The 26,337-nt window shown below is 58.3% G+C and carries 22 protein-coding genes, 4 tRNA genes and 1 pseudogene; 16 read left to right on the plus strand and 11 right to left on the minus strand.

Features of this window, described 5'->3' with window-relative positions; translation table 11 throughout:
* Positions 1–7 precede the first annotated feature (7 nt).
* Both fabB and fabA read right to left on the minus strand, forming a co-directional pair.
* The gene (gene fabB / locus L1249_RS01730; RefSeq protein ID WP_044630322.1) at positions 8–1,225 is read right to left on the minus strand and encodes a beta-ketoacyl-ACP synthase I; all 1,218 of its coding nucleotides are present in this window, start codon (positions 1,223–1,225) and stop codon (positions 8–10) included.
* 12 nt (positions 1,226–1,237) lie between these two features.
* A complete protein-coding gene (fabA, locus tag L1249_RS01735) occupies positions 1,238–1,753 on the minus strand; it encodes a 3-hydroxyacyl-[acyl-carrier-protein] dehydratase FabA (RefSeq protein WP_228168895.1) in 516 nt (171 codons plus the stop codon).
* A 270-nt stretch (positions 1,754–2,023) separates the two neighbouring features.
* Between fabA and L1249_RS01740 the strand changes: the two genes are divergently transcribed.
* The gene (locus L1249_RS01740; protein ID WP_235252996.1) at positions 2,024–3,862 is read left to right on the plus strand and encodes a putative bifunctional diguanylate cyclase/phosphodiesterase; all 1,839 of its coding nucleotides are present in this window, start codon (positions 2,024–2,026) and stop codon (positions 3,860–3,862) included.
* A gap of 169 nt (positions 3,863–4,031) precedes the next feature.
* Here the strand turns inward: L1249_RS01740 and phrB are convergent, their stop codons facing one another.
* A complete protein-coding gene (gene phrB, locus L1249_RS01745) occupies positions 4,032–5,444 on the minus strand; it encodes a deoxyribodipyrimidine photo-lyase (RefSeq protein ID WP_235252997.1) in 1,413 nt (470 codons plus the stop codon).
* A gap of 33 nt (positions 5,445–5,477) precedes the next feature.
* Positions 5,478–6,398, minus strand: coding sequence for a MerR family transcriptional regulator (locus L1249_RS01750; RefSeq protein ID WP_235252998.1), 921 nt, complete (start codon positions 6,396–6,398; stop codon positions 5,478–5,480).
* Between the two features lie 692 nt (positions 6,399–7,090).
* Between L1249_RS01750 and L1249_RS01755 the strand changes: the two genes are divergently transcribed.
* Entirely contained in the window at positions 7,091–7,993 is a 903-nt protein-coding gene (locus tag L1249_RS01755; protein ID WP_235252999.1) for a TIGR01777 family oxidoreductase, read from the plus strand.
* A 25-nt stretch (positions 7,994–8,018) separates the two neighbouring features.
* On the opposite strand, the gene rapA is transcribed toward L1249_RS01755, so the two are convergent.
* Both rapA and L1249_RS01765 read right to left on the minus strand, forming a co-directional pair.
* Positions 8,019–10,964, minus strand: a complete 2,946-nt coding sequence (rapA, locus tag L1249_RS01760; protein ID WP_235253000.1) for an RNA polymerase-associated protein RapA — start codon at positions 10,962–10,964, stop codon at positions 8,019–8,021.
* Between the two features lie 113 nt (positions 10,965–11,077).
* Positions 11,078–11,881 (minus strand): redoxin family protein, encoded by an 804-nt coding sequence (locus L1249_RS01765; RefSeq protein ID WP_235253001.1) that lies wholly within the window; start codon positions 11,879–11,881, stop codon positions 11,078–11,080.
* Positions 11,882–11,947: 66 nt separating this feature from the next.
* Between L1249_RS01765 and L1249_RS01770 the strand changes: the two genes are divergently transcribed.
* Positions 11,948–12,196, plus strand: coding sequence for a hypothetical protein (locus tag L1249_RS01770; protein WP_058579851.1), 249 nt, complete (start codon positions 11,948–11,950; stop codon positions 12,194–12,196).
* 97 nt (positions 12,197–12,293) lie between these two features.
* Positions 12,294–13,502 (plus strand): ABC transporter substrate-binding protein, encoded by a 1,209-nt coding sequence (locus tag L1249_RS01775; RefSeq protein ID WP_139527852.1) that lies wholly within the window; start codon positions 12,294–12,296, stop codon positions 13,500–13,502.
* Between the two features lie 71 nt (positions 13,503–13,573).
* Here the strand turns inward: L1249_RS01775 and L1249_RS01780 are convergent, their stop codons facing one another.
* From L1249_RS01780 to typA, 5 genes and pseudogenes are all read right to left on the minus strand, one after another.
* Complete coding sequence (locus tag L1249_RS01780) at positions 13,574–14,899, minus strand: branched-chain amino acid ABC transporter permease (protein ID WP_235253002.1); 1,326 nt, start codon at positions 14,897–14,899, stop codon at positions 13,574–13,576.
* Complete coding sequence (locus tag L1249_RS01785) at positions 14,899–15,903, minus strand: branched-chain amino acid ABC transporter permease (protein ID WP_058579848.1); 1,005 nt, start codon at positions 15,901–15,903, stop codon at positions 14,899–14,901. Before L1249_RS01785 ends, L1249_RS01780 begins: the two co-directional genes overlap by 1 nt.
* 16 nt (positions 15,904–15,919) lie before the next feature.
* Positions 15,920–16,648 (minus strand): ABC transporter ATP-binding protein, encoded by a 729-nt coding sequence (locus tag L1249_RS01790; RefSeq protein WP_058579847.1) that lies wholly within the window; start codon positions 16,646–16,648, stop codon positions 15,920–15,922.
* 104 nt (positions 16,649–16,752) lie between these two features.
* Positions 16,753–17,522 (minus strand): annotated as a pseudogene (locus tag L1249_RS01795) (ABC transporter ATP-binding protein).
* A 439-nt stretch (positions 17,523–17,961) separates the two neighbouring features.
* The gene (typA, locus tag L1249_RS01800; RefSeq protein WP_058579846.1) at positions 17,962–19,788 is read right to left on the minus strand and encodes a translational GTPase TypA; all 1,827 of its coding nucleotides are present in this window, start codon (positions 19,786–19,788) and stop codon (positions 17,962–17,964) included.
* Positions 19,789–19,951: 163 nt separating this feature from the next.
* Here typA and L1249_RS01805 point away from each other — a divergent pair, with 163 nt between their 5' ends.
* The 12 genes from L1249_RS01805 to rplL all read left to right on the plus strand — a co-directional run bounded on the left by L1249_RS01805 (position 19,952) and on the right by rplL (position 26,010).
* Positions 19,952–20,935: a biotin--[acetyl-CoA-carboxylase] ligase gene (locus L1249_RS01805; protein ID WP_044628849.1), complete on the plus strand. Its 984-nt coding sequence runs from the start codon at positions 19,952–19,954 to the stop codon at positions 20,933–20,935.
* Positions 20,932–21,771, plus strand: coding sequence for a type III pantothenate kinase (locus L1249_RS01810; RefSeq protein ID WP_054644986.1), 840 nt, complete (start codon positions 20,932–20,934; stop codon positions 21,769–21,771). Before L1249_RS01805 ends, L1249_RS01810 begins: the two co-directional genes overlap by 4 nt.
* Before the next feature lie 127 nt (positions 21,772–21,898).
* Positions 21,899–21,982: transfer RNA gene (locus tag L1249_RS01815), tRNA-Tyr, on the plus strand.
* 106 nt (positions 21,983–22,088) lie between these two features.
* Positions 22,089–22,162, plus strand: a tRNA-Gly gene (locus L1249_RS01820).
* 15 nt (positions 22,163–22,177) lie between these two features.
* Positions 22,178–22,252 (plus strand) — tRNA-Thr (locus L1249_RS01825).
* A gap of 147 nt (positions 22,253–22,399) precedes the next feature.
* A tRNA-Trp gene (locus tag L1249_RS01830) sits at positions 22,400–22,475 on the plus strand.
* Between the two features lie 72 nt (positions 22,476–22,547).
* Positions 22,548–22,931 (plus strand): preprotein translocase subunit SecE, encoded by a 384-nt coding sequence (secE, locus tag L1249_RS01835; RefSeq protein ID WP_235253003.1) that lies wholly within the window; start codon positions 22,548–22,550, stop codon positions 22,929–22,931.
* Between the two features lie 8 nt (positions 22,932–22,939).
* Positions 22,940–23,473: a transcription termination/antitermination protein NusG gene (nusG, locus tag L1249_RS01840; RefSeq protein WP_062362764.1), complete on the plus strand. Its 534-nt coding sequence runs from the start codon at positions 22,940–22,942 to the stop codon at positions 23,471–23,473.
* A gap of 122 nt (positions 23,474–23,595) precedes the next feature.
* Positions 23,596–24,027 carry a 50S ribosomal protein L11 gene (rplK, locus tag L1249_RS01845; protein WP_044628845.1) on the plus strand — a complete coding sequence of 144 codons (432 nt, stop codon included), beginning with the start codon at positions 23,596–23,598 and terminating at the stop codon, positions 24,025–24,027.
* A 2-nt stretch (positions 24,028–24,029) separates the two neighbouring features.
* Entirely contained in the window at positions 24,030–24,722 is a 693-nt protein-coding gene (gene rplA / locus L1249_RS01850) for a 50S ribosomal protein L1 (RefSeq protein ID WP_058579843.1), read from the plus strand.
* Positions 24,723–25,019: 297 nt separating this feature from the next.
* On the plus strand, positions 25,020–25,526 hold the full coding sequence (gene rplJ, locus L1249_RS01855) for a 50S ribosomal protein L10 (RefSeq protein ID WP_044628843.1): 507 nt from the start codon (positions 25,020–25,022) through the stop codon (positions 25,524–25,526).
* Positions 25,527–25,638: 112 nt separating this feature from the next.
* Positions 25,639–26,010 (plus strand): 50S ribosomal protein L7/L12, encoded by a 372-nt coding sequence (gene rplL / locus L1249_RS01860; RefSeq protein WP_230834707.1) that lies wholly within the window; start codon positions 25,639–25,641, stop codon positions 26,008–26,010.
* Positions 26,011–26,337: the final 327 nt, after the last annotated feature.

Genomic DNA, 26,337 nt, shown 5'->3' on the forward strand with positions numbered 1-26,337 from the left:
GTGCTGATCAACCGTTATAGCGCTGGAAGACTAAGCAAGCGTTCGTACCGCCAAAGCCAAAGCTATTAGACAGCACGCGGTCGATGGTGACGTTATCGCGACGCTGGGTCACAATATCGAAGCCATCGGCCTGCTCATCCAGCTGATCAACGTTTGCCGAGGCAGCTACAAAATTGTGCTGCATCATCAACAGTGAGTAGATGGCTTCTTGTACGCCTGTTGCTCCCAGGGAGTGGCCCGTTAGCGATTTGGTCGAGCTCATAGCAGGCGTTGAGTTGCCAAACACATTGCGGATGGCCTTCAACTCAGCCATATCACCAACCGGCGTAGAGGTGCCGTGGGTATTGATATAGTCGATATCGCCCTGCACGGTCGCCATCGCTTGGTGCATACAGCGTGTAGCACCTTCGCCAGAGGGAGCCACCATGTCGTAGCCATCAGACGTTGCGCCATAGCCCACCAGCTCGCCGTAAATCTTCGCGCCACGAGCTTTGGCATGCTCCAGCTCTTCAAGCACCAGCATGCCGCCGCCGCCAGCGATCACAAAGCCGTCGCGCGCCTGGTCGTAGGGGCGAGAAGCCTTGTCAGGCGTGTCGTTATAGTGCGTAGAGAGAGCACCCATGGCGTCGAACAGACACGACAGCGTCCAGTGCTCCTCTTCGCCACCGCCAGCAAATACCACATCTTGCTTGCCTAGCTGGATCTGCTCCATGGCATTGCCGATACAGTGAGCTGAGGTTGCGCAGGCGGAAGAGATTGAGTAATTCACACCTTTGATTTTAAACGGCGTTGCCAAGCACGCAGACACTGTGCTGCCCATGGTGCGGGTAACACGGTAGGGGCCTACGCGGCGCAGGCCTTTCTCGCGCATGGCGTCGGCAGCTTCAACTTGGTTGGCGCTTGATGCCCCCCCCGAGCCTGCAATCAGCCCCGTACGCACGTCAGAAACCTGGGCTTCAGTTAGCCCGGCGTCTTCGACTGCTTGAGCCATGGAGACATACGCATAGGCTGCTGCGTCGCCCATAAAGCGGCGCAGTTTGCGGTCGATTAACGCGTCCAAGTCGATATCAACGCTGCCTGCTACATGGCTACGGAAGCCACGCTCAGCGTACTCTTCCTTAAAACGAATACCGCTGCGCCCGTTTTTGAGCGCGTCTAGGACCTGTTGCTGGTCGTTGCCTAAGCACGACACGATGCCAAGGCCGGTGACTACCACTCGTCGCATGGGAGCCTCCTGTTAGAAATTCGCAGTGGAGGTGAATAGGCCAACGCGCAGGTCATTAGCCTGGTAGATGTCGCGTCCGTCAACGGACACGGTGCCGTCAGCAATGCCTAGGATAAGCCGACGAGTGATGACGCGCTTCATATTAATGCGATACGTCACTTTTTGTGCATCGGGCAAAATTTGGCCGCTGAACTTCACTTCGCCACAGCCTAGCGCACGGCCACGGCCAGGATGGCCAAGCCATCCCAGATAGAAGCCCACCAGCTGCCACATCGCATCAAGCCCTAAGCAGCCGGGCATCACTGGATCTCCTGGGAAGTGGCAATCAAAAAACCACAGATCAGGTGTGATATCCAGCTCGGCGATCAGTTCGCCCTTGCCATGCTCACCGCCCTCTTCGTGAATGTGCTTAATGCGATCAAGCATCAGCATGTTAGGAGCTGGCAACTGTGCATTGCCGGGGCCAAATAGTTCGCCGCGCGAGCAGGCCAGCAGTTCTTCGCGATCAAAGGAATGTTGCTTGGTCACTGAGTCGTTCCGAGTATGAAGATGATTGTTGCGCCTAGTCTACTTCCCGAAACCGCTGAATGCACGTCGCGAGCGGCTTATCGTAACGTTCTAACACTTTTTAATGGGTTGCCGATAATCCAGGTTGCCTTATTGTGTTGTTCGGATTAGTGAATTCGCCCAGTAAACGGTGTATTGGCGTAATATGCTCTATCCAAGATTTTAGTGAGACGGCATGATGTCGTCATCGTTTGTTTTTGTTAGTGACTGATCAGGACAACAAGAATCGCCATGTGGCTGCCTGTCTCTCTTAATCGCCCGTTGGTATGGGTGGCGCTGATGGCGCTACCTGCCTGCGTGTGGATCCCCGGTGCGGCGCTGCGTATGGTCGCGGCTAGCTTCGTTACTTTAGGCTTGTGGGATGCTTGGAACCAAGTGCGTCAGCAGCGTCTGCGCCTGCGCCTTTCACAGGATGCGTTGGGGTTGTCTGGTGATGCGGTGGTCATTAGTGATGTCCAAAACCGTGTGCTAGCGGTGAATCCGGCGTTTACCGAAATTACCGGTTATGAAAGCCAAGAGATGATAGGCCGAAAACTAGACACCCTGGCGGCTCAGCGCCATGACAAAGCGTTTTATGAAAACTTTTGGAGCACCCTAAAAGCCACTGGGCGCTGGGAAGGCGAAATGTGGAACCGTCGCAAACATGGCGATGAGTACCCTGAATGGCTCAAAGTGCGTGCCGTCACCGACAAGCGAGGCAAAATCACCCACTTTATCAGCTGGTTCTCCGATATTTCGGCACAAAAAGCTCGTGAAAACGATTTAAGGCGTATCGGCTATGAAGATCCGCTAACAGGCCTACCTAACCGACGTCGCTTGCATGACTTAATGGCGTCCAGGCTGCGCCACCTGCGTGCAGGTGAAAGCTTGGATATGGCGCTGATTGATATTGACGGACTTAAGTCGGTTAACGATAGCTTAGGCGTTGAGCAGGGCGACCGGCTGCTGGCTCGATTTGCCCAGCGGCTCACCAGCTATATGGCGGGAAGCGTAGTGGGGCGGCTGGGTGGTGATGAGTTTATGGTGATTCGCACCACTACCTTTGATGACCACGACAAGTGGCTAGGGAATCTGCGCGACCATATGTGCCGCCCCTTCGAGATTAATGAACAGTCGCTGCGATTAGGCCTCACCATTGGTAGCTGCCGTGCGCCGGAAGATGGTCAAGATTCCAGCGTGCTGTTTCAGCGTTTAGAGTCAGCGCTTTACAGCGCCAAGCGGCTGGGTCGCAACCACAGCCTGCGGTTTTGCCCCGCGCTGGATAAACAGGATAATCCCCAATTAGCATTAGTCAGCGACCTGCGTGCCGCGCTGATCTCCGGTGACCAGTTAGAGCTTCACTACCAAACCCAACACCATCCCGGTAGCGGTGAGTTGGTAGGTATGGAAGCACTGCTGCGCTGGCGTCACCCCAAAGGTGGCATGATATCGCCGGGGGAGTTTATTCCCCTGGCCGAGCGTCACGGCTTGATGGCAGAGTTAGGCAGTTGGGTGATCGAAAAGGCCTGTGCTCAGCAAGCGCATTGGCAAAATAGCGGCATGCCGAAGACCATTGTTTGGGTCAATATCTCTGCCCTTCAGCTCTTTCAGGGCGATCTAGAAACCCAGCTTGCCACCTGTCTTGAGCGTTACCAGCTAGAGCCGTCACAACTTGGTTTGGAGCTGACCGAATCGGTGTTACTAGACGAACGAGCAGGGGACATGGGGCCGCGTCTGCAGGCACTAAGAGAGCTTGGCTACTCAATCGCTATTGACGACTTTGGCACCGGCTACTCGTCGCTGGGATATTTGAAGCGGCTACCAGTAGATAAAATTAAATTAGATCGCGCTTTTATTAGCGAGTTGCCCAACGACCAAGCAGATGCCGCGATTGTTACAGCGGTACTGGCCATGGCAAAAGGCATGGGGCTGGAAGTGATCGCCGAAGGAGTCGAAACCCAGGCCCAGTGTCAGTTCCTGGTAGAAGCAGGCTGCACCCTGGTACAAGGGTTTTACTTTGCTAAACCGATGCCCGCCGCCGAGCTTGAGCAGCGCTGGGCACCGCTACCGCAGGCAGAAGGCGCACATTAATTAATCGCTAGCGGCTAAACGCTGAATGTAACGGCTGATGCCCCAGCAGAGCGCTGCCCAGATGACGGCCTGTGCTGGAAGTAGCCACGGTGCCAAGCTAACGTTTGCCAGCGCTGCACCGCCTAAAATAGCAGCGGGACGCCGCTATGGAGAGGTGCTGAGGTTAACGTTATTTGGAGAGCACTTTGAAGGCATTCAGCGCCCGCTGGCGAGCCGCTTTGTGGTCAACGATGGGCGCTGGGTAGTCAATTGGGTTGAGCATGTCCTGAGGCGGCGCATGGCGCGCTTTGGCAGGCAACGTCTTGAGCTCGGGTAGCCACTGAGCAATAAATTCGCCGCCTGGGTCGAAGCGCGTGGATTGGGTCGTGGGGTTGAAAATGCGGAAGTAAGGTGCCGCATCGGTACCCGTTGAGGCTGCCCACTGCCAGCCGCCGTTATTGGCGCAAAACTCGCCATCGACCAAGTGACGCATAAAAAAGGCTTCGCCCCGCCGCCAGTCAATCAGCAGATGCTTGCTGAGAAACATGGCCGTAATCATTCGCAGGCGATTGTGCATCCAGCCGGTCGTCACTAGCTGGCGCATGGCGGCATCCACAACCGGATAACCGGTGCGGCCTTCGCACCAGGCGGCAAACCCTTCGTTGTCATCCCGCCATTGCAACTGCTTGGTGTGCGCTTGAAACGGCTGGTAGCGGCATACCTGAGGAAAGCCGACCGCGACATGCTGATAAAACTCGCGCCAGATGAGTTCGTTTACCCAGGTGGTAAGGCCTGCATCGCCATCGGCAAGGTGCCCGCCATTTTCGCTCATGACCGCTTGCAGGCACTGGCGGTGGGAAATAACGCCCAGCGCTAAGTAGGGCGAAAGCTCGCTCGTGCCGCGCACCTTAGGAAAGTCACGCTGATCTTTATAGTGACGCCCCCGAAAGCGTAAAAAGCGCTCAAGGTTATCGCTGGCAGCATTTTCACCCGCAGGCCAGAGACGCCCATCCAGCGGCTCATCCTCTAGCGTTGGCAGTGCTGGTAATGGATCACTGTCAATGGCTAGCGGTGACTGCGCGCTGGGCGTGTCGCGCAGGGCTAACTGCTCGGCGGTAACTTGCTTGTGCCACGCTTTTGAAAACGGGGTGAAGACGCCGTAGTAGTCGCCTTTGCCTGTCAGCAAGGTACCGGGGGCAAACGCCACCGCGTCGTGATGGCCTTGGGCGGTAATACCGACCTGCTGAAAAGCCTCCAGTACCGACTGGTCGCGGCGCTGCTCGTTCAGCGGATACTCATAATTGAAGTGGAGCTGCTTGATGCCATGTTCGCGGGCAACCTCTAAAAGCGCCTTGGGGGCGTCGTCGAAACGCCCAATATCGCGATGCAACAGCGGAATATTCAAGCCATTGAGCGAGGCCTTAAGCGCGCTAACACCACGCGCCCAGAAATCGAGCTTATTTGCGCCGTGGCCGTGGTCACGCCACTGCTCAATGCTACGCAAAAAAACCGCCACTACCGGCCCTTTGGCGGCAGCGGCGGCGAGTGCGGAATTGTCATGAATACGTAGATCACTGCGAAACCAAACAAGCTGCAGGTTCATGCAAAGCCCTTAGGTTGGCGACTTTTCGTGCGCTTAAAGAATGCCTGATTCACGCAGCAGAGGGCGTAGCCGGGCGATCGCCTGGGGTAGGTCGTCGCCCAGCATATGAACAGGACCGTCGCGCAGATCGTTCTCACGCAGGCGCGCGACTTCACCGCATACGCCGATAGGCACGCCCAGCGCTTCAGCGGCTTTGGGTAGCGCTACGCGAATATAGTTGTCGCATTCCCGCTGGCCGCTAGAGAGCAGAACCATTGAGGAGTGCAGGCGAGACACCGCTTGTGCAAGGTCTTCGAGTGCCAGCGAATGATCAAACAGCTGGACTCGGTAGCCCTGCTCGCTGGCCATCAGTGCACACATCAGTACCCACAGCGGGCCAGGATCGTCGGGCATGGCGCTGAGCAGAATCAGCGGGCCGCGGGTTGCCTGGTTGGCGTAGTGCAGGCGAATACCCACCTGACTACGCAAAAAGGCCTCAAAGGTGCGGCGCACCAAGTCATCTGGCTGCGCCGCCCATTTAGCTTCTAGGGTTAGAATGACGGGCTGCCACAGCTCGTTAATCGCCACGCTTAGCGGATAGAGCGCTAGGCTTTGATTGTAGAGTGCTTCCAGCTTGGGAAGGTCGACGGCTTCAATGACCGCCAGAAGCTGCTGGCGCTGGCTAGACCAGTCCCCGGCATCTGGGGTGGGGGTCTCTACCGTTTCGGGCTGGTCAAGCAGGTCGGCGACCTGGCTGACCGGCACGCCTCGGTTGAGCCACTGGAGAATGCGTTCAATACGGCTGATATCGTCCTGGGCATAGAGCCGGTGACCCTTAGGGGTCCGCTGTGGGCGAATTAATCCGTAGCGTCGCTCCCAGGCGCGCAGGGTGACCGAGTTCACACCCGTTAAGCGGGAAACTTCCCGAATCGGATAGAGCGGGGTATCGGGTGGGTGGGTCGCCTTGTTGCTCATGGGCGCCATTGCCTCTTGGTTGCCTGCGGCAAATGCCGCAAGGGTCTGTCAATTAATTGCGATGGCCGTGTTGTCGCGCCAGTTCGGCGCTAGGCCACTTAGTCGTGTAGCGGATTGCTGAATAGCACCTAATCGGTTAGATAGGTTCACGCTATTATAGGCACCTTTGTACAACTTGTAGCTACTAGGTACAACCTTTGCTGTGTCCCTTTGGGTGTGGCCTCGCGTTGGCTTCTATTAGACCGACCGGCCTAATAATGCCTCTCCCAATGCATCACCGGAGAGCCATGCATCCTCCACTCGGCTGCCACGAAAGCTGTCGCCGTATAGCCATAAACCGCGCTCGCTGTATAAGAATGACTGACTGCCCGCAGCGCTTTTGCCTGGGGAGGCGGCGCGCTGATCACCATATGATCGAAGTGACCATACTGTTCGGTCGGCAACTTTGCTCGCAAAGGTGGGCGCGGTGGAGGGAGTGAAGGTTACACTTGCCGATTCAGCCATAAATCCTCGCGAGTTAAGGTAGTGCTCAACTAAATTGATTGTAGTGGTTGTGTGTAGATATCGTACAATTAAGCGCTATGCAACGTGCGCGACGGTGCGGTGACCACTTTTTGATATCAACCATCTGATGGATCAGTAGTGGCGACCATGCTGGCGCAAGTGACGTCCAACGCCAAAGGAGTGACACCATGCGGGTATTAATTACCGGGGGAAGCGGCTTTGTAGGCCAACGGCTCTGCCAACAGCTCATTGCCCAGGGGCACGATGTACAGGTGGTATCTCGCACGCCCCACGACGTGCGGGGAAAACTACCCAAGACATGCGATGTCCGTGATAGTGCCCAAGCCTTTGTGGATATACCGCCGGATGCGTTGGTAAACCTAGCGGGGGAGTCCATCGCGGCAAAGCGCTGGAGCGCCGAGCAGAAAGAGCGGCTGATTCGTTCACGGGTGGAAAGTACTCAGCAGCTGATTGCGCTCTGTGAGCAGCTGGCGGCCAATGGTCAGCCCTTACCGAAAGTGATGGTGAGCGGTTCGGCCATGGGCTATTACGGTGATCAGGGCAGCAAAGTGGTGGATGAATCCACCACGCCCCATGACGAGTTCGCGCATCGGTTGTGCGCTCAGTGGGAAGCGGCGGCCAAGCCCGTGGAGACGATGGGCATCCGGCTGGCGATTCTGCGTATTGGGCTGGTGCTCGAAGCGGGGGGCGGTACACTGCAGAAAATGCTGCCGCCGTTCAAACTCGGCCTAGGCGGGCGGTTTGGTGATGGTCAGCAGTTCATGCCCTGGATTCACCGGGATGACTTGGTGGCGGCGATTATGTTTCTGATCAACGAGCCGACCTTGTCAGGTGCCTTTAACGGCAGTGCACCGCATCCGGTGACCAACGCCGAATTCACCCAAACGCTGGCCAAGCAGCTGCATCGTCCGGCCATGTTTCCGGTGCCCGCGTTCGTGCTGAAAGCGGGCTTTGGGGAGATGTCACAACTGCTGCTTACCGGTGCGGATATGCGCCCGGCGCGCTTGAGCGAGGCAGGCTTCCATTTCCAGTACCCGACGCTGAAGCAAGCGCTGGCGGCGATTTTATAGCGCCACCAGCGGGTACTTGCCTGGTTTAAGCGTTCGGGTCGACGGTGATAATGACCCGTACGGAGTCAAGCCGCAGGCGGGTATTCTCAATCGCGTTGCTCAGTGCTTGGCGCTCCTGTTTCAGCGCTTCCAGCTCTTCGCTGCGTACTGCCGGATTGTGCTCTGCCAGCGCCGTCAGGCGGGCCAGCTCGGCATCCAGTTGGGCACGCATACGGGTTTCAGCGGCCTCAACAATGCTCGGCAGCTCCCGTTCGGCTTCGCCTTCCCCTTGGGTGAGGAGTTCGCGTAACTGGTCATGGCGGCTTTTGATCAAGTCCCGCGCCAGCGACTTGTTCACCTTCTGCAGATTTTTGCCCAGCCCGGTGAAGGAGATCTTGCTGGTCAGGTTAGCCCCTGATTCATCCAACAGTACCCGCACGGCGGTGGGTGGCAAAAAGCGGTTCAGGTGCAGCGATTTGGGGGCCGGGCAGTGGGTGCGAAACACCAGTTCGGCCATCAAACGCCCGCTGGGAATCGCCGGGTGGCGTAGCAGCGCCAGCGCGGTGTTGCCCATGGTGCCATCAAGGACCCGGCCCATCATTTCGCGCACCAGCGGATGCTCCCAGGAGAGTCGCTGTACGTCATCCCGCGCCAGTGCTTGGGCGCGACTGTAAGTGGCAGAGAAGCCCTCTTCGCCTTTGACCAACCCGGGCAGGCCATCCAGCATGTGCTGACTGGGCTGAAGGTAGAGCAGGCCATTGCCGATCTCCTGGCTGTCGACGCCGAAGATATCCAGCGCGCGCTCGACGTAGCGAGGCAGCGCCGGATCCTCGTCCAGCTCGCGCACGGCATCGATCACCTGCTGCGCTCGACCGGGGCGGCAGGCGTTGAGTTCCAGCAGGCGGTTGCGGCCCGCGTCCCGTTCGGCGAGCTTGGCGGTGAACATCTCTCGAGTCTCTTCGATGATCTCGTCGAGCATCTCATCGTCGAGCAGCGCATCGGCCAAGGCATCGCCAAAGGCGTCGAACAGGTCGCTGCCAATGCCGTGAGGCGCGCTGAAGGCGTCCATGCCCTCGTGGTACCAGCGCATCAGACGCTCGCCGGGGCTGCCAGTGAAGTTGGGTACGTGCAGCTCGATGGCGTGGCGCTGGCCGATCCGGTCAAGGCGGCCAATACGCTGCTCTAGCTGGTCGGGGTGCTGCGGCATGTCGAACATGACCAAGTGGCGGCAGAACTGGAAGTTGCGCCCCTCGGAGCCGATCTCGGAACACACCAACACCTGGCAGCCATCCTCTTCATCGGCAAACGCGGCGGCGGCCCGGTCGCGCTCTATCAGTGACAGGCCTTCGTGGAAGACCGGCGCATGGTAGCCGCCCAAGACCCGCAGGCCCTCCGCGAGCCCTTCGGCGGTTTCGCGATGGTGGGCAATCACCAGCACTTTGTCGTTGGCAAAGCCGGATTCACTGTCGTCGCTGAGTTTTTCCAGCAGCCAGTTGACGCGTGGGTCGATATGCCACCAGGACTCGGTGTTCAGCGGATCGTTGCTTAACTCGCGGTACATGGCGTCCGGGTAGATCAGTACATCCGGGTGGTCCATGCCGGTTTCGATCAGCAGCTCGTCCAGGTAGTCGTCGTCGCGCTCCAGGCGGCGCAGCACGCGGCGGTAAGCCGACGGCAGTTCCAGTGATGCCTGATGTAGGCGTCGCTCGGGGAAGCCGCCTACGTGACGGCGGCTGTTGCGGAACATCACGCGGCCGGTGCCGTGGCGGTCGAGCAGTGCATCGCGCAGCTGGGCGCGTGCGGTGTCCTGCTGCTCCGGGCTGGCCTCTGGGTGGCACAGCGTGGCGAGCAGCGCTTGGCTGTCGCGGTCGTCGGCCACCGTGGCAACGCGCTCTCGGGCGCTAGCGGTTTGGGGGAGTTCATCCAGGGCATCGATGGCGCTGGCCACTGCCACGTAGTGCTGCTCCTCCTCTTTGAAGCGCTCGATATCGTGGTAGCGCTCGGCATCTAGCAGGCGCAGGCGCGCGAAGTGGCTCTCCAGCCCCATCTGTTCCGGCGTGGCGGTGAGCAGCAGCAAGCCTGGGATCTCAGCGGCGAGCTGTTCCACGCACTGGTAGCCGGGGCCACTGCTTTCTGGGCTCCAGTCCAGGTGATGTGCTTCATCGACAATCAGCAGGTCGAAGCGGCTGGCCAGTGCTTGGTCTTGACGGTGAATATTGGCAAACAGCCACCCTTGGCTGGCCAGCACGAGCTGTGCGCTCTCGAATGGGTTAGCACTGCCGTGGGCTTGGCTCTGGTGCTCATCCAGCAAGGTGACGTTCAGCGAGAAGCGGCGCAGCAGCTCCACCAGCCACTGGTGGGTCAGGCTGTCGGGCACCAGAATCAGCGCGCGCTCTACCCGGCCTGCCAGCAGCAGGCGGTGGAGAATCAAGCCCGCCTCAATGGTTTTGCCCAGGCCTACCTCGTCGGCCAGCAGTACCCGCGGCGCATGGCGTCCGGCCACTTCATCGGCGATATAGAGCTGGTGGGGAATGAAATCAATACGCGGCCCGGCAAAGCCCAGCGCACTATGCTGCTCAATGCGCTGATAGTGGTGCAGCGTACGAAAGCGCAGATCGAACCAGTCGTTGCGGTCTACCTGACCGGTCAGCAGGCGGTCACGGGCTTGGTCAAACTGCATGGTGTCGGCCAGCTTCGCCTCGGGCAGTTCGCGCGGGTTGCCTTCGCTATCTTCACCAATGTAGGTGATCAGGCCGCGGGTCTCTTTGCTGTCATCAACGATCATCTGCCAGCCGTCGGCAGAGAGCACGCGGTCGCCGCTGCCGAACATGACGCGGGTGAGCGGTGCTTGGCGGGTGTTGTAGGTACGGGTTTCCTGGCTGGCACTGAACAAGATGGTAACGCTACGGGCGTCGCAGTTAAGCACGGTGCCGAGTCCAAGCTCAGCCTCGCCGTCGCTAATCCAGCGCTGGCCGGGAGAAAAATCGCTCATGATGCCTCGAGGAAGTCGTCAAAATCGGTCGTACGCCGCTGGGCAGGTCACCAGTGGCAAACAGGGCGGGGGATTCTAACGCAAAGCAACGGGGGTATTAAGGTCTATCGTGGTCAATCGCTTAACCAGCGCTCTAACTGTGCTCGAGTGAGCTCTCCCACATGGACGTCCAGCGTCTTGCCTGTCTGGTCAAATAGCACAGTAGTGGGGAGGCCTGGGGCTTGAAACTGGGCCATTAGGGTTTGCTGTGGGTCGCGCAACGGGTAGCGAAAGCTCAGCGACTGCTCGTCTAGGTAGCGTGCGATAGGTAGTAAGTCCTCGCCCTGATTGGCCACCACGACAGTAACGCCCTCGCGCTGGTCGGCCTCTTCCAGCAGCGGCATTTCACGCAGGCAGGGGGGACACCAGGTGGCCCATAAATTCACGATAATGAGCTCATCTTGATTCGTCAGCGAGGAGAGACTAACCGCGTTTCCATCGAGGTCTTCCAGGGTGACGTCAGGCAGCGATGCCACGGCAAATTGCTGGCCTAGCGGGGCCAGCGTGACCAGCACCAACCAGAGGCTAACGGCCCCTACCGTCATGGCGAGTCCGCCGATCATCGCCAGCAGACGTGCACGCAGCGTCCAGCCGGTCCACAGCAAGCCGGTGACTAGTCCACCCAGCGCGTGATAGCCCGGCTGCCACACTTTTAGGGCATCGAGCGGGGTAGCGCTATAACTCTCCCAGTTAAGGGCCACAAACGCCACGCGTGCCCCCAGTAGCCACACCACCAGCAAGCCATTAAACCAACGGCCATGCTGCTTAGCGGGCAGCCCCAGCAGGTAGCGACTACTGACAAGCAGCAGCAGTGCACAGCCAAAGGCATAGAGGCGGGGCGTGGAAATCAGCAGTGGACCGAGAGCAATGGCATTCATAGTCGTTCCGATAAGCAGGTACACTGGGCAACCATACCATGCACGCTTCACATGACGGAGATGTCGATGCCGCAATCCTCTTTTGACACCCTGCGCGCCCTGGCCATAGGTACCCAAGCACTTGGCCTGGCGCTCATCATTACCCTCGAAACCGTCCTCGGCGACGCCGCACGCCCCTGGCAGGGCGGCGTGCTGGCCGCCATGGTGGCGTGTGCACTGGTCATTGCGCTGGTGCGTATGTACCGCAACAAGCGCCGCCAGAAGCGCTTGGCAGAGCGACTAGACGCGTCGGCGTCAGAAAACCACGAGCGTTAGAAACCGTTGCTTGTGTTTTTGGCGCGACGGTTCCAGATTAAGGGAAGCCCTGCGCTGGACAGTCGGGGCGCTTAACACACTGGGAGCGACAAATAATATGATCAATAAGCGCGCACTAGCCATTGCCGTAGCGGCCTCGTCACTTGCTTTAACCGGGATGGCCCAAGCGGAGGTCAAAGTTGGCTTCTTGGGCGGCTTTACGGGGGGGATCGAGAGTCTGACACCGCCGATCTTTGCTGGGGCTCAGCTGGCGGTCGAACAGGTCAACGCGCAGGGCGGTATCTTGGGGGGGCAAACCCTGGCCATGCCTTCGGGCGATACCACCTGTTCCGATGCGTCGGCCGCCTCCAACGCTGCCGACCGCATGGTGAACTCCGAGAACGTCACGGCCATCGTTGGGGCGTTATGCACCGGTGCCACGATTGCCGCTGCCAACAACGCCGCGATCCCTGGCGGTGTGTTGATGGTGTCTCCGGCATCGACCGCCCCCGCGGTATCGGAGCTGGACGACAACGACCTGGTCTTCCGTACCGTGCCGTCGGACGCCTTCCAGGGTGAAATGCTGGCCAAGCTGCTGCTGGATAAAGGCATCGACTATGTGGCCGTTACCTTCGTCAACAACGACTATGGCCGTGGTCTGTCGGACGCCTTTAGCGCCGCGTTTACCGCCGGTGGCGGCGAAGTGGCCGAGAACCTCGCCCACGAAGATAACCGCGCCGACTACCGCTCCGAGCTGGGCTCGCTCTCCGCCAGCGGTGCCGATACCCTCGTCGTCCTGGCCTACGCTGACACGTCTGGCCAAACGGTACTGCGTCAAGCCTATGAGAGTGGCATGTTCACCCAGTACGTGGGCGCTGACGGGATGGTAGGCGACAGCCTAGTCGAAGCGATCGGTGCCGACGTATTGGATGGCATGATTGCCACTCGCCCCGGCAGCCCAGAGCTACCCGGCACCGAAATATTTAACAACGCAGCGACTGAGGCGGATATCGATCCCAGCGCCGTGTTTGCGGCTCAAGCATACGATGCGGCCTTCCTGATTGCGCTAGCCATCGAGCAAAACGGCAGCGCCGACCGTGAAGGGCTCTCGGAAGCCCTGCGCAGCGTATCGAGTGCGCCGGGTGAAGTGATTCTACCCGGTGAGTGGGAAAAAGCGGTCGAGCTGATCGCTGCCGGTACCGACATTAACTACGAGGGTGCCTCTGGCTCCCACGAGTTCGATGACAACGGCGACGTACCGGGCGTGGTAGTGGAGATGGCCGTAGAAAACGGCACCTTTACCAGCAAAGGGCAGGTGGATCTGTAATTACTTACCATCTGCCGATAGCAAAAACGCCCCGCTCAATGAGCGGGGCGTTCTTTATGGGGCTAGAGGCTTTAGCCGTGGCTTGTGATCTTTTCAGGCAGCAGCCCTTTGGGCGCAAAGCGCAGTACCAGGGTAATCAGCATGCCGATCACTAAGACCCTCGCCTGTAGCGCTCGGCTGTCCATATTGCTGGGTGCCTCCCAGCCAAAGGCGTTCTCTCCTAGCGCGACGAACAGCTCCATCAAAAACAGCGCCAGCGGCTCGGACATGATCCAGATGATGTAGACGGCCACAGCCCCAAAAATGGTGCCCAGGTTATTGCCGGGGCCGCCCAGGATGACCATCACCAGCACCAGAAAGGTGTGGTTCAGCGGAAGGTAGCCCTGCGGGTCGAACAGGCTGTTGAACGTGCCGAGCATGCCGCCCCCCAGGCCCATCAAAATGCAGCCCAGCACGAAAATCTCCAGGCGACGCTTGTTGATGCCCTTCCCCATGGCCGCCGAGGAAACTTCGTTATCGCGAATCGCGCGAATCATTCGCCCCCAAGGGGCGTGGTAAGCGCGATGCAACAGGAAGAAAATCACCGCAATGACCACCGCCGTCACCGATAGATAGATGGCGCGGGAGAGGGTAAAGCCGAGTTCGGCAGGGCCAGGCGTGGGCCAGGGCAACGGTGAGACCGTCGCAGTACCACGGGTGAGCCAGTCGGAGTTTTTCAAAAACGCCTTGATGATCTCGGCAATACCCAGGGTGGCAATCGCCAAGTAGTCGCTGCGCAGCCCAAGACACACATGGCCGATGAAGTAGCCCACGCCACCGGCCAGCGCGCCGCCGACAATCCAGCCCACCCAAGGCGGCAGTCCAAACCCACCCACAAAGCCCGCCTGGGACTGAATTTGGCTGGTGACATCGCGCAGCAGACTGATCACGACGAGGTAGAGTACCACCGCCAGCACTACGGCGATCACAGTGCGCAGCGTTTTGGGCACACCCAAGCGGTCGAGTTTGGTGGCACCGATGACCACGACCGTGGCCGCAAGGCCATAGAGCAGCACTTGGCCGAGCTCACCCGGCAGCTCGGTACCCCAAAAGGCGTCGTTGACCGGTACGCTAAACAGCATGGCGCAGAAGCCGCCGAGGGCGACGAAGCCCATCACCCCGGCATTGAACTGTCCGGCGTAGCCCCACTGAATCGTCAGGCCCAAAGCGAGAATGGCGTAACAGGCGGCTTCGACCAGCATGCGCGTGCTGTAGGCCGCACCCATCAGGGCATACACCGCCAAAACAGCGAGGAGCAGCGCACCAAACAGCACCAGCTCGCGCAGCGGGAAGCGGCGCTGCGGGGTGGCGTCTTTCGGCGTGTAGGCCGGGTTGCGAGTATTGGTTGGATGGCTCATTAGATCACCTTGCCTTTGAATAAGCCGGTCGGGCGCCACACCAGGATGGCCACCAGAATGAAGAACGGCACCACGATTTTGTATTCAGTGCCCACGAAGGCAAGATTCGACGGCAGCGCCAGCCACTCGGGAAAACTGTCTTGGAAGGGGCGTAGCAACACGTTCCAGTTGAAGACGGCCAAGGTTTCGGCAAAGCCCACCACGAACCCACCGGCAATAGCACCATACGGGTGGCCCACCCCGCCGACGATGGCCGCCGCGAAAATCGGTAGCAGCAGGAAGAAGCTGAGGTCGGGCTTGAAGGTCACGTCCAACGAGAGCAGCGTGCCCGCAATTGCTGCGAGGCCGCCCGCAATCACCCAGGTGACTGCCACGATGGTATTGGTATTAATGCCCGATGCCTGAGCCAGCTCCGGATTATCCGACATGGCGCGCATGGCTTTGCCTAACCGTGAACGGTTGAGGAACAGGTGGAGCGCCATCACCGCAACGATGGTGATCACGAACAGATAGATCTGCGGTTCGGTGATCACGATCGGTGCCCGCGCGCCTTCGAACGGTAGCGCTAGACGAAAGATCTCTTTGCGGTCATCGACATACAAACTCTGCCCGCCGGTACCCGAGAACAAGCGAATCAAGCCCTGTAGCATCAGTGTGACCCCCAGCGAGCCAATCACCATGACGATGGGCTTTACGCCATGGGCGCGTAGCGGCTTATAGAAGGCCTTATCGATGCCGACGGCGAGTAGGGCGGTGAGTAGCATCGCCAGGGGCAGCATGATCAGCGCCGTGGGGACGCCAATGCTGGCACCGACGGCAGGGAAAGCGGTGGTGAGCAGCAGCACCATGAAGGCACCGAAGGTCATCATGTCGGCATGGGCAAAGTGGGCAAAACGCATGATGCTGAAAATCAGCGTCACGCCAATCGCGCCAATGGCATAAATCGAGCCGGTGACGCTGCCCGCAATCACCACGTTATTAATGAAAAAAGCCAGTTCGTTCACGCGTTTCTCCCCCGGGCTAGCCGCCCAAAAAGCTTTTGGCGACATCCGGGTCGGCCAGCAGAGCCGCTCCGGTATCCGTAAAGCGGTTCTGGCCTGCTGCCAGGACAAAGCCTTTATCGGCAATCGCCAAGGCTTGCTTGGCGTTCTGCTCGACCATCAAGATGCCCACACCTGCGGCGTTGATCTTCTTTACGCGATCAAATATCTCATTCATATAGAGTGGCGATAATCCGGCCGTGGGCTCGTCTAGCAGCAGCAGGCTGGGCTCTGCCATCAGTGCACGACCCATGGCCACCATCTGGCGCTGGCCGCCGGAGAGCTCGCCCGCCGGCTGGTGGCGCTTCTCGACCAGCGGCGGGAAGAAGTCGTACACCTGTTCCAGCATGCGCTTGACGTTCTGCGGCTTCAGGTAGGCGCCCATCTCTAGGTTCTCTTTCACCGAGAGGCTGGGGAAGACGTTTTTCTCCTGGGGGACGAAGCCCATGCCTCGCTCCACGAGTTGGTTGGGCGGTAAATTGTGGATGGGTTGGCCGTTGAGCAGGATTTCGCCCTGGTTGACGTTCAGAAGCCCAAATACGGCTTTGAGCATGGTGGATTTTCCCGCGCCGTTGGGGCCGACGATGACGCCGACCTCGTCGGCATACAGAGTCATATCGACCCCGTTCAAAATGTTCATACTGCCATAACCGCCGTGCACGTCGCGTGCTTCAAGCAGTGGCTGGGGGGATGCCTGTATCGATGACATAAACGCGTCTCAGCAAGCGTCGCGCTGGGGTCTCCAGACGCGATCATGTTGTTGTAGCCGTGGGTGGGCTGTTGGTCGTGACGGTGTGAAGCGTATTGCCGGGGTCAGGCGGCATCCGAGCCGAAGTAGGCCTCGATGACTGCCGGGTCGTTCTGTATCGCTTCGATGTGTCCTTCCATCATGACGCTGCCCTGGGCCAGTACGATGACCGGATCGCAGAGCCGCGAAATCATGTCCATGTCGTGCTCGATGACCAGGAAGGTGTAGCCCATCTCACGGTTGAGCCGCTCGATATTGCCCATTAAATCGCCAAGAAGCGTACGGTTCACCCCGCAGCGATTTCATCGAGCAGGACGATCTTGGCATCGGTCATCATGGTGCGGCCAAGCTCCAGAAGCTTCTTCTGTCCGCCGGAGAGATTGCCCGCAAGTTCGTTGCGCACATGGTGTAGGCCGACGAAGTCGATGACCTCCAGCGCGCGGCGGCGCACCTCGGCCTCTTGCTCGCGCACCAGCGATGGCTTGAACCAAGTATTGAACAGATTTTCACCGGCCTGCCGGGGGGGCACCATCATCAAATTTTCCAGCGCGCTCATCTGGCTGAACTCGTGGGCAATTTGAAAGGTGCGTAGCAGTCCTTTGTGGAAACGCTGGTCGGCGCTCAAGGTGGTGATGTCTTCGCCATCGAGCAGGATCTGCCCGCTGTCCGGCGTCAGCGCCCCGGCGATCAGGTTGAAGAGCGTCGATTTACCGGCTCCGTTAGGGCCTATCATGCCGGTGATCGAGCCCTTCTCCACGCGTATGGAGCAGTCGTTGATGACGTGTAACCCACCGAATGCCTTGTTGACATGTTGTACTTCGATAAGGGGGTGCATGGTGTCCTCGGCAGGCAGGCGGCCAGGGCCGCCTGCCATCGCATGTTATTGTTGAAACCCATGATGTTGCGTTGGCCGGTATCTAGCCTCTGGCTTGGCGAAGCTGATGCGCAGCCCCGATTCGATGCCCTTGTGCGTCCAAACGTTATGACCGCTCATGTGAAGGAGTGTCCGTATAGGGGTGCCAGGATGGGGTAAGTATCCAAACACTTGTATGAACTGTGGCATGTCAGCACCCCGAGGGCGCGCTGAGAATAGCGCTACTTTGCGATAGAACGTCAGCGCTTTCCAGCGTACTAGCGTTTAGGGTGCGTTAACGATCACGCTTGGCGATGAACCAAAACGCGCGGCCAGAGGGGCTGTCGTACGAAAAAGGTTGCTACGCTGAGAACTTACATAAAAAAGCCCGCACGGCGGCGGGCTTTGTGTCGGGGTCGGCTTACTTCTTGCTGGCGCGCTTGCGCTCGTTTTCCTTGAGGAACTTCTTGCGCAGGCGGATATGGTTGGGGGTCACCTCCACCAGCTCGTCGTCGTCGAGGAACTCGATGGCCTGCTCCAGAGTGAATTTCACTGGCGGGGTCAGTACGATGTTCTCGTCGTTGCCCGAGGCACGCATGTTATCGAGCTTCTTGCCCTTGGTGGGGTTGACCACCAGGTCGTTGGCGCGGCTGTGGATGCCCACCAGCATGCCCTCGTAGACCTCGGTGCCGTGGTCGATGATCAGCTTGCCGCGATCCTGCAGGGTGTAGAGCGCGTAGGCCAGCGCCTTGCCGTCGACCATGGAGACCATCACGCCGTTGCGACGCTCGATAGCGGCGTCGGGCTTGAGCGGGCCGTAGTGGTCGAAGCGGCTGGTGAGGATGCCGGTGCCGGAGGTCAGGGTCATGAACTGGCCGCGGAAGCCGATCAGGCCGCGGGCGGGGATCATGAAGTCCAGGCGTACCCGGCCCTTGCCGTCGGGGTTCATGTTGGTGAGCTCGCCCTTGCGGTAGCCGAGCTCCTCCATGATGGCACCCTGGTGCTGCTCCTCGCAGTCGATGATCACCTCCTCGTACGGCTCCTGCTTGACGCCGTCGATCTCTTTGATGATGACCTCCGGACGGCCAACGGCCAGCTCGAAGCCTTCACGGCGCATGGTTTCGATCAACACCGACAGGTGCAGTTCGCCACGGCCAGAGACTTTGAATTTCTCGGGGGTTTCGCCTTGCTCGACGCGCAGGGCAACGTTGTGAATCAGTTCCTGATCCAGGCGATCTTTGATGTTACGGCTGGTGACGAACTTGCCATCTTTACCCGCGAACGGCGAGTCGTTGACCTGGAAGGTCATAGAAACGGTCGGCTCATCAACAGACAGCGGCGGCAGCGCTTCAACGGCGCTCGGGTCACACAGAGTGTCGGAGATGGCCAGGTCTTCGATGCCCGTGATGCATACGATATCGCCAGCGGTGGCTTCGGTGGTTTGAACTCGCTCAAGGCCCATGTGGGTCATGACCTGACCGATTTTGCCTTTCCGAGTCGTACCATCAACACTGATGACTGAAATCTGCTGGTTAGGCTTCACAGAACCGCGCTTAATGCGGCCAAGACCGATAACGCCGACGTAGCTGTTGTAGTCCAGGGCAGAAATCTGCATCTGGAAGGGACCATCTACTTCAACTTTCGGTGGCTCAACGATGTCCACAATCGCTTGGAACATCGGATCCATGTTGTCGGCCAGCGCTTCCGGATCCATACCAGCAATACCGTTCAGCGCCGAGCAGTAGATAATCGGGAAGTCGAGCTGTTCGTCAGTGGCACCCAGGTTGTCGAACAGATCAAAAATCTGGTCGATAACCCAATCAGGGCGTGCACCGGGGCGGTCGATTTTGTTAACCACCACGATCGGCTTCAGGCCCTGGGAGAAGGCTTTTTGTGTCACGAAGCGGGTTTGCGGCATCGGGCCGTCTACGGCGTCAACCAGCAGTAGAACCGAGTCCACCATGGACATAACACGCTCAACTTCGCCACCGAAGTCGGCGTGCCCAGGGGTGTCCACGATGTTGATGTGGTAGCCCGTACCATTACCATCCTGCCACTGAATAGCGGTGTTTTTGGCCAGGATGGTAATACCACGCTCCTTCTCCTGGTCATTAGAGTCCATGATACGCTCTTGGCCTTCGGCCTTACGGTCGAGCGTGCCGGACTGGCTTAACAGTTTGTCTACCAAGGTAGTTTTACCGTGGTCAACGTGGGCGATGATGGCAATGTTGCGAAGATTCTCGATCACGACGCGATCCTGCTGGAAAAATAGGGCGGCATTATAGGGTCTGGGGGTGGTCCACTACCAGCGCTGTCTTAAATAAAGCAGCAAGTCAATAACCTAAACGCGGCAGTTTTCGCTGTTGTGACGCTTCCGTTAAGATAGGCGTTTTCCCAGTTGGGGCAAGCACATGACCATCGGTAACCTGATGCGTTTGTTAAGCGATGGCGAGGTTCATTCCGGTGAACAATTAGGCGAAGCGCTGGGCGTTTCCCGAGCCGCCGTGTGGAAACAGCTAAAAAAATTAGAGGCGCTGGGCGTAGAGCTGGTCGCTGTGAAAGGGCGTGGCTACCGGTTGGCTCACCCGTTAGAGCCGCTGGATGGCGCCAAAATCGTCGAGCGACTGCCCGCCGATGCCCGCCACCTGCTGGCGCGGCTGTTCGTGGAAGATCAGCTTCCCTCAAGCAACGAATACCTGCGCGAGCGCTTCTCTCAAGGGGCAGGGCATGGCGAGGTCTGCTTCGTCGAGCTGCAAACGGCTGGGCGTGGCCGCCGTGGCCGGGTGTGGTCGACGCCCTGGGGGCAGAGCCTCATGGTGTCAATGGGCTGGCGCTTCGAGTCAGGCATCAATGCTCTGGAGGGGTTAAGCCTGGCGGTGGGTGTGGTGGTCTCTCAGGTGCTTGAGCAGTATGGCGTATCGCCCAAACTAAAGTGGCCGAACGATGTGCTACTAGCCGAGCAGGGCAGCGAGCTTGGTAAGTTAGCCGGTATTTTGATTGAAGTGACCGGTGATGCGGCAGGCCCTTGTGAAGTAGTGATTGGCATGGGCATGAACCTGTCGCTACCGGATAGCCTGCGGGCCACCATTGACCAGCCGGTGGCAGCGCTGTTTGATGCCAAGGCAGGTATTTCCCGCAACCAGTTGGCTGCCGATATGGTGTCGGGGCTGTTGGGTATGCTGGCGGGCTTTGAAAACAGTGGCTTTGCGCCTTGGCTTGATGCGTGGAATCAGCGCCATGCTTATGCAGGCCTACCCATCCGAGTGATTCAAGGTGAGCGCTCAAGCGATGCTGTGGCGGGAGATGTGGATGAGAGTGGTAACCTGTGGGTTACTGAAAACGGTCACTCGCGACGCCTATCGGGCGGTGAGATCAGCGTACGTAGGCGCCTATGATTTTGGATTTGGATATCGGCAACACGCTGTCGAAATGGCGGCTTAAAGATGCCGAGAGCAGTGAGATCCGCTCGCGAGGTGCCGTGTGGACACGGGAAGAGTGGCGCCCGGGGGCGGATATTCCCGACCTGGATGTCGTCGAAGCCGTGCGGATATCCAGTGTAGCCAGGGCCGCTGTGCTGGATGAGACTGTGACGTTGCTACGCCGTCAGGTGCGTCACGTTTATGTGGCGCGCTCAACGCCAGAAGCGCTCGGCGTGGTCAATGGTTATGAAGAGCCGGGCCGGTTGGGCGTTGACCGCTGGATGGGGGCGCTGGCGGGCTACCAGCTGGCGGGTGGTTGCTGTGCGGTGGATTGCGGTAGCGCCATTACCATTGACTTCGTACTACCTGGCGGTGTGCACCTGGGTGGTTTCATTATTCCCGGCCTGCGGCTCATGAAAGAGAGTCTGAAGCTAGGAACGCGCAACGTCGCCATCGACCCGGAAAGCGAAGCCGATGCATTGCTAGAGCCAGGGCGGCGCACGGTGGATGCGGTGAATCACGGTATCTATATGGCAGCCGTCAGTGCGATTAACCGTATTTATAGCGAAGTGTGTGACCAGCAAGGGGTGGCGCTACCAGTGCTGCTCACCGGTGGTGATGCCAGAGTCGTTTCCCGCGGCGTGCAGGTGCCCCATGCGGTATGGCCCGATATGGTATATGGCGGGCTTGAGGCCAGTTTTCCGCTCACCTTTGCCGAACGGGCGGGCAAGATGTCAGGTGCTCCTCGGGTTCCAGAACCGGTATCATTAGAAAAAATTCGCGCAGGCCTTGCATTCTCGATGCTGCTTTGACAGAATGCAGCGCGTTCCAGAGCGGAAGCTGCGCTTAAGAAAGCGTTGTATCCAGCAAGCTTTAATAAATAAAGGGTTTGCAGGCTTGACACCGTTTTGGAGGCTGGCATAATGTGCCGCCACAGCTGGAGAGGTTCCCGAGTGGCCAAAGGGAGCAGACTGTAAATCTGCCGCGAAAGCTTCGAAGGTTCGAATCCTTCCCTCTCCACCAGATTTATCAAGCGCTGATTTAATCAGGGTTTGGGAATGAAAGGCCGGTAAGCGGGCATTAGCTACTGTTTCTCGTGCAGCGGATTGTCATTCTATAGGCAAGTTCGGCGGGCGTAGTTCAATGGTAGAACCTCAGCCTTCCAAGCTGATGGTGCGGGTTCGATTCCCGCCGCCCGCTCCAGTTTGATGTGTTTTGGCTCATGTAGCTCAGGGGTAGAGCACACCCTTGGTAAGGGTGAGGTCGACGGTTCAATTCCGTCCATGAGCTCCATATTGCGGAAAAAGCGAGCGAGGCTCGCTTTTTTTGTCTCTGCCCTCCGGTGGTTTGGGGGTGAAAGTAAGGGTTGTCAGGCGGAGGTTTCTCCGCTATTATGGCGCCCGCTGTTGCGTAGGCGTTTGCTTGCGTGCATGACGATACAGGCCAGTAGCTCAATTGGCAGAGCAGCGGTCTCCAAAACCGCAGGTTGGGGGTTCGATTCCCTCCTGGCCTGCCAGCCTTCCCCAGGTTGGTACGTCTTTTCTAGAATTCCTTTGTCGCTCGCTGCACCCTTAGGAGTCTCGTTTTTATGAAGCCTAGTTCCGTAAAACATGGCGCAGAGGTGCAACAGGCGCGCCATGACGGGCTCAAGTGGGCGGCGGTTGTGGCGCTGCTTGTCGTTGCAGTCGTTGGTAATACCTATTTCGCCGATATTGGCCTGCTCTACCGCGTCTTGGGTGTGGTGGTGTTGTGTGCGCTTGCTGGTTTGATCGCCTTAACAACCACAAAAGGTCGCGATTTAGTTGAGCTTGCCATAAGCGCCAAGAAAGAGATTCAGCGCGTTGTATGGCCGACCCGTCCTGAAACCATTCAGACAACCGCCATTGTGCTGGTAGCTGTGCTGGTGGTGGGTCTGATGCTGTGGTTGATCGATACTCTTCTTGGCTGGGCGATGTCCGGCGTCATTGGTTAGGAGTTTTCATGTCCAAACGTTGGTACGTCGTCCACGCTTATTCCGGCTTCGAAAAGCATGTCATGCGCTCGCTTATCGAGCGTGTGAAGATGTACGGCATGGAAGATCGCTTTGGCGAGATCCTGGTGCCGACGGAAGAAGTGGTTGAGATGCGTGACGGCAAGCGTCGCAAGAGTGAGCGCAAGTTCTATCCGGGCTACGTGTTAGTCGAGATGGAAATGGATGATGAAACTTGGCACCTGGTGAATGAGACGCCGCGTGTCATGGGGTTCATTGGCGGCACCAAAGAGAAGCCCGCTGCGATTACCTCGCGCGAAGCAGAGGCGATCTTGCGTCGTGTCAAAGATGGTACCGACAAGCCGCGTCCCAAGACCATGTTCGAGCCGGGTCAGTCCGTCCGTGTCATCGATGGTCCGTTTGCTGACTTCAACGGTGTCGTTGAAGAGGTGAACTATGACAAGAGCCGCCTGCAGGTCAGCGTGCTGATCTTTGGGCGAGCAACGCCTGTGGAGCTCGAATTCTCGCAGGTTGAAAAAGAGTAATCTCAAAATGTTGCAGGCTGGTGTCCTATGCGCGTCAGTCTGGATTCATGTAAAGCAGCCCAGCGCTGCTTTACGCGTACCGGGGAGCCGTCAGGCGCTATCACCCAACTGGAGTATTTACCATGGCCAAGAAAGTACAGGCTTATATCAAACTGCAGGTTGCTGCAGGTAAAGCCAACCCGAGTCCGCCCGTAGGCCCCGCGCTGGGTCAGCACGGCGTGAATATCATGGAATTCTGTAAGGCGTTCAACGCTGCGACTCAAGAGATTGAGCCGGGCCTGCCGACGCCTGTCGTGATCACTGTCTACTCTGACCGTAGCTTCACGTTCGTCACCAAAACACCGCCGGCCGCCGTTCTGCTCAAGAAAGCAGCCGGCATCAAGTCCGGTTCTGGTGAGCCGAACAAGAAGAAAGTCGGTACCGTGACTCGCGAGCAGCTCGAAGAGATCGCCAAAACCAAAGAGCCGGATATAACGGCTGCTGATCTCGACGCCGCGGTGCGTACCATCGCTGGTAGCGCTCGTAGCATGGGCTTAAACGTGGAGGGTCTCTGATCATGGCTAAACTGTCTAAGCGCGCGAAAGTCATTCGCGAGAAAGTAGACCCGAATAAAGCGTACTCCCTGGAAGAAGCCGTGTCACTGCTTTCCGAGCTGTCCACGGTCAAATTCAAAGAGTCTCTGGATGTGGCGATCAACCTGGGTGTTGATCCGCGTAAATCCGATCAGGTCGTACGTGGCGCTACCGTCATGCCTAACGGTACTGGCAAAGACGTACGCGTAGCCGTCTTCACCCAAGGTGCCAATGCTGATGCGGCTAAAGAAGCCGGTGCTGACATCGTGGGCATGGACGATCTGGCTGAGCAAGTCAAAAAAGGCCAAATGGACTTCGACGTGGTTATCGCCTCTCCGGATGCGATGCGCGTTGTCGGTCAGTTGGGCCAAATTCTTGGTCCGCGTGGCCTGATGCCGAACCCGAAAGTTGGCACCGTGACGCCTGACGTGGCGACGGCGGTCAAAAATGCCAAAGCGGGTCAGGTGCGTTTCCGTACCGATAAGAACGGCATTATCCACACGACCCTAGGTAAAGTGGGTTTTGACGCGGCGTCCGTTCAGGGTAACTTGGAAGCACTGGTAGCTGACCTGAAGAAGCTCAAGCCGAGCTCCTCCAAAGGCGTCTACTTTAAGAAAATTACCCTGTCCACTACCATGGGCCCGGGTTTGACCATCGACCACTCTGCGCTGGTATAAGCGAGTCGTCGGCAGGTTTTAGTAAGTACCGAGCAAGAACTTTGCGGTCCCTCGCTAGGTAGTTAGTCGAGCGAGGCGCCGTCAAAGACCGCAGGTGCCGCCTCGTCTTTTGAGACAGGCGGCTTAATCGCCCTAGAGCGCCTGCGCAGATGGTGTGGCCGCCAGTTGGTTAACGCTTTTCGCAAGCCGCTTTCTGGTGAGCACCATCCCCTAAGGCTTCCAAGGCCAGCAGTATGCCTTGGAAGAGATGGTAACCACCGGAGCCTTGATGGGTTCCGGCACGAAGGAGTGATCACTGTGCCACTAGCACTTGAAGGCAAGAAAGCGATTGTTGCCGAGGTCAGTGAAGCGGCCAAGGGCGCACTCTCCGTCGTAGTTGCCGATTCTCGTGGTGTTACGGTCAGCAAAATGACCGATCTGCGTAAGCAGGCCCGCGAAAACGGTGTAGAGCTTCGCGTTGTTCGTAACACGCTGGCTCGCCGCGCACTCGAAGGCACTCAGTGGGAGTGTCTGAACGAGAGCTTTGTTGGTCCTACTCTGTTGGCTTTCTCTACCGAACACCCGGGCGCTGCCGCTCGTCTGTTCAAAGAGTTCGCTAAAGATGAGAAGAACTTCGAAGTCAAAGCGTTGGCCTACGAAGGTGAGCTGATTCCGGCTGCTGACATCGATCGTCTGGCAACCCTGCCGACTTACGACGAGGCAATTGCCAAGTTGATGTCGGTCATGAAAGAAGCCTCCGCTGGCAAGCTGGTTCGTACTCTGGCCGCCCTGCGCGACCAGAAGCAAGAAGCAGAAGCTGCCTAAGCAGTGTTTCTTGCAGGCGGCGTGAACGATGTGATCGGTACGCTGCCTGAACCGAGCAATGAACCCCGAGTCCTCGGCTGACCGAGACTCCCGCAAAGTTAGGAATGAAACAATGGCACTGTCCAAAGACGATATCATCAATGCTGTAGCCGACATGTCCGTCATGGAAGTTGTTGAGCTGATCGAAGCAATGGAAGAGAAATTCGGCGTTTCTGCAGCGGCAGCCGTTATGGCTGGCCCGGCTGGCGGCGGCGAAGCAGCTGCTGAAGAGCAGACTGAATTTGATCTGGTACTGGCTTCTGCTGGTGACAAGAAAGTTAACGTCATCAAAGCTGTTCGTGAAATCACCGGTCTTGGCCTGAAAGAAGCCAAAGGTGCCGTTGACGGCGCGCCGGCGACCATCAAAGAAGCCATGTCTAAAGAAGACGCTGAAGCCGCTAAAGCGAAGCTGGAAGAAGCGGGCGCAACCGTCGAGCTCAAGTAATCCTTGTGCTGATGGCTTTACGCGCTGCGTAAGCTTCCACGGCTGGCGGCGGGCTATCCCGCTGCCGGCCTTTTTCTGTTGTAATATGCTGCAAGGCAACAGCAGAAGCGCTGCGGTAAAAAGCAGCAAAACAGTAAGACCGTTGTTGTGAAGCGTACGTTGTTGTAACGCGTCAGTTGTGAAGCGCGAGTGATGTTGGCAAGCGACAGCAAAGCGCGAACAGCACTACTGTAACACTGTTATCTATCAAGATTTTTGACGGCGAGCTACCGATTTAGGAGCTTGCTGTCTGCGTCTGAAACGCCCGCGGGGCAGATGACCACGCAT

The organism is Halomonas sp. Cn5-12, from assembly GCF_021532545.1.
In the GTDB taxonomy this organism is placed as follows: Bacteria; Pseudomonadota; Gammaproteobacteria; order Pseudomonadales; family Halomonadaceae; genus Vreelandella; species Vreelandella aquamarina.

Excerpts from the sequence above, each read along its gene's own strand:
- fabB (WP_044630322.1), bottom strand. The coding sequence starts at position 1,225 with ATGCGACGAGTGGTAGTCACCGGCCTTGGCATCGTGTCGTGCTTAGGC.
- L1249_RS01740 (WP_235252996.1), top strand. The coding sequence starts at position 2,024 with ATGTGGCTGCCTGTCTCTCTTAATCGCCCGTTGGTATGGGTGGCGCTG.
- phrB (WP_235252997.1), bottom strand. The coding sequence starts at position 5,444 with ATGAACCTGCAGCTTGTTTGGTTTCGCAGTGATCTACGTATTCATGAC.
- L1249_RS01750 (WP_235252998.1), bottom strand. The coding sequence starts at position 6,398 with ATGAGCAACAAGGCGACCCACCCACCCGATACCCCGCTCTATCCGATT.
- L1249_RS01755 (WP_235252999.1), top strand. The coding sequence starts at position 7,091 with ATGCGGGTATTAATTACCGGGGGAAGCGGCTTTGTAGGCCAACGGCTC.
- rapA (WP_235253000.1), bottom strand. The coding sequence starts at position 10,964 with ATGAGCGATTTTTCTCCCGGCCAGCGCTGGATTAGCGACGGCGAGGCT.
- L1249_RS01765 (WP_235253001.1), bottom strand. The coding sequence starts at position 11,881 with ATGAATGCCATTGCTCTCGGTCCACTGCTGATTTCCACGCCCCGCCTC.
- L1249_RS01770 (WP_058579851.1), top strand. The coding sequence starts at position 11,948 with ATGCCGCAATCCTCTTTTGACACCCTGCGCGCCCTGGCCATAGGTACC.
- L1249_RS01775 (WP_139527852.1), top strand. The coding sequence starts at position 12,294 with ATGATCAATAAGCGCGCACTAGCCATTGCCGTAGCGGCCTCGTCACTT.
- L1249_RS01780 (WP_235253002.1), bottom strand. The coding sequence starts at position 14,899 with ATGAGCCATCCAACCAATACTCGCAACCCGGCCTACACGCCGAAAGAC.
- L1249_RS01790 (WP_058579847.1), bottom strand. The coding sequence starts at position 16,648 with ATGTCATCGATACAGGCATCCCCCCAGCCACTGCTTGAAGCACGCGAC.
- L1249_RS01805 (WP_044628849.1), top strand. The coding sequence starts at position 19,952 with ATGACCATCGGTAACCTGATGCGTTTGTTAAGCGATGGCGAGGTTCAT.
- L1249_RS01810 (WP_054644986.1), top strand. The coding sequence starts at position 20,932 with ATGATTTTGGATTTGGATATCGGCAACACGCTGTCGAAATGGCGGCTT.
- secE (WP_235253003.1), top strand. The coding sequence starts at position 22,548 with ATGAAGCCTAGTTCCGTAAAACATGGCGCAGAGGTGCAACAGGCGCGC.
- nusG (WP_062362764.1), top strand. The coding sequence starts at position 22,940 with ATGTCCAAACGTTGGTACGTCGTCCACGCTTATTCCGGCTTCGAAAAG.
- rplK (WP_044628845.1), top strand. The coding sequence starts at position 23,596 with ATGGCCAAGAAAGTACAGGCTTATATCAAACTGCAGGTTGCTGCAGGT.
- rplA (WP_058579843.1), top strand. The coding sequence starts at position 24,030 with ATGGCTAAACTGTCTAAGCGCGCGAAAGTCATTCGCGAGAAAGTAGAC.
- rplL (WP_230834707.1), top strand. The coding sequence starts at position 25,639 with ATGGCACTGTCCAAAGACGATATCATCAATGCTGTAGCCGACATGTCC.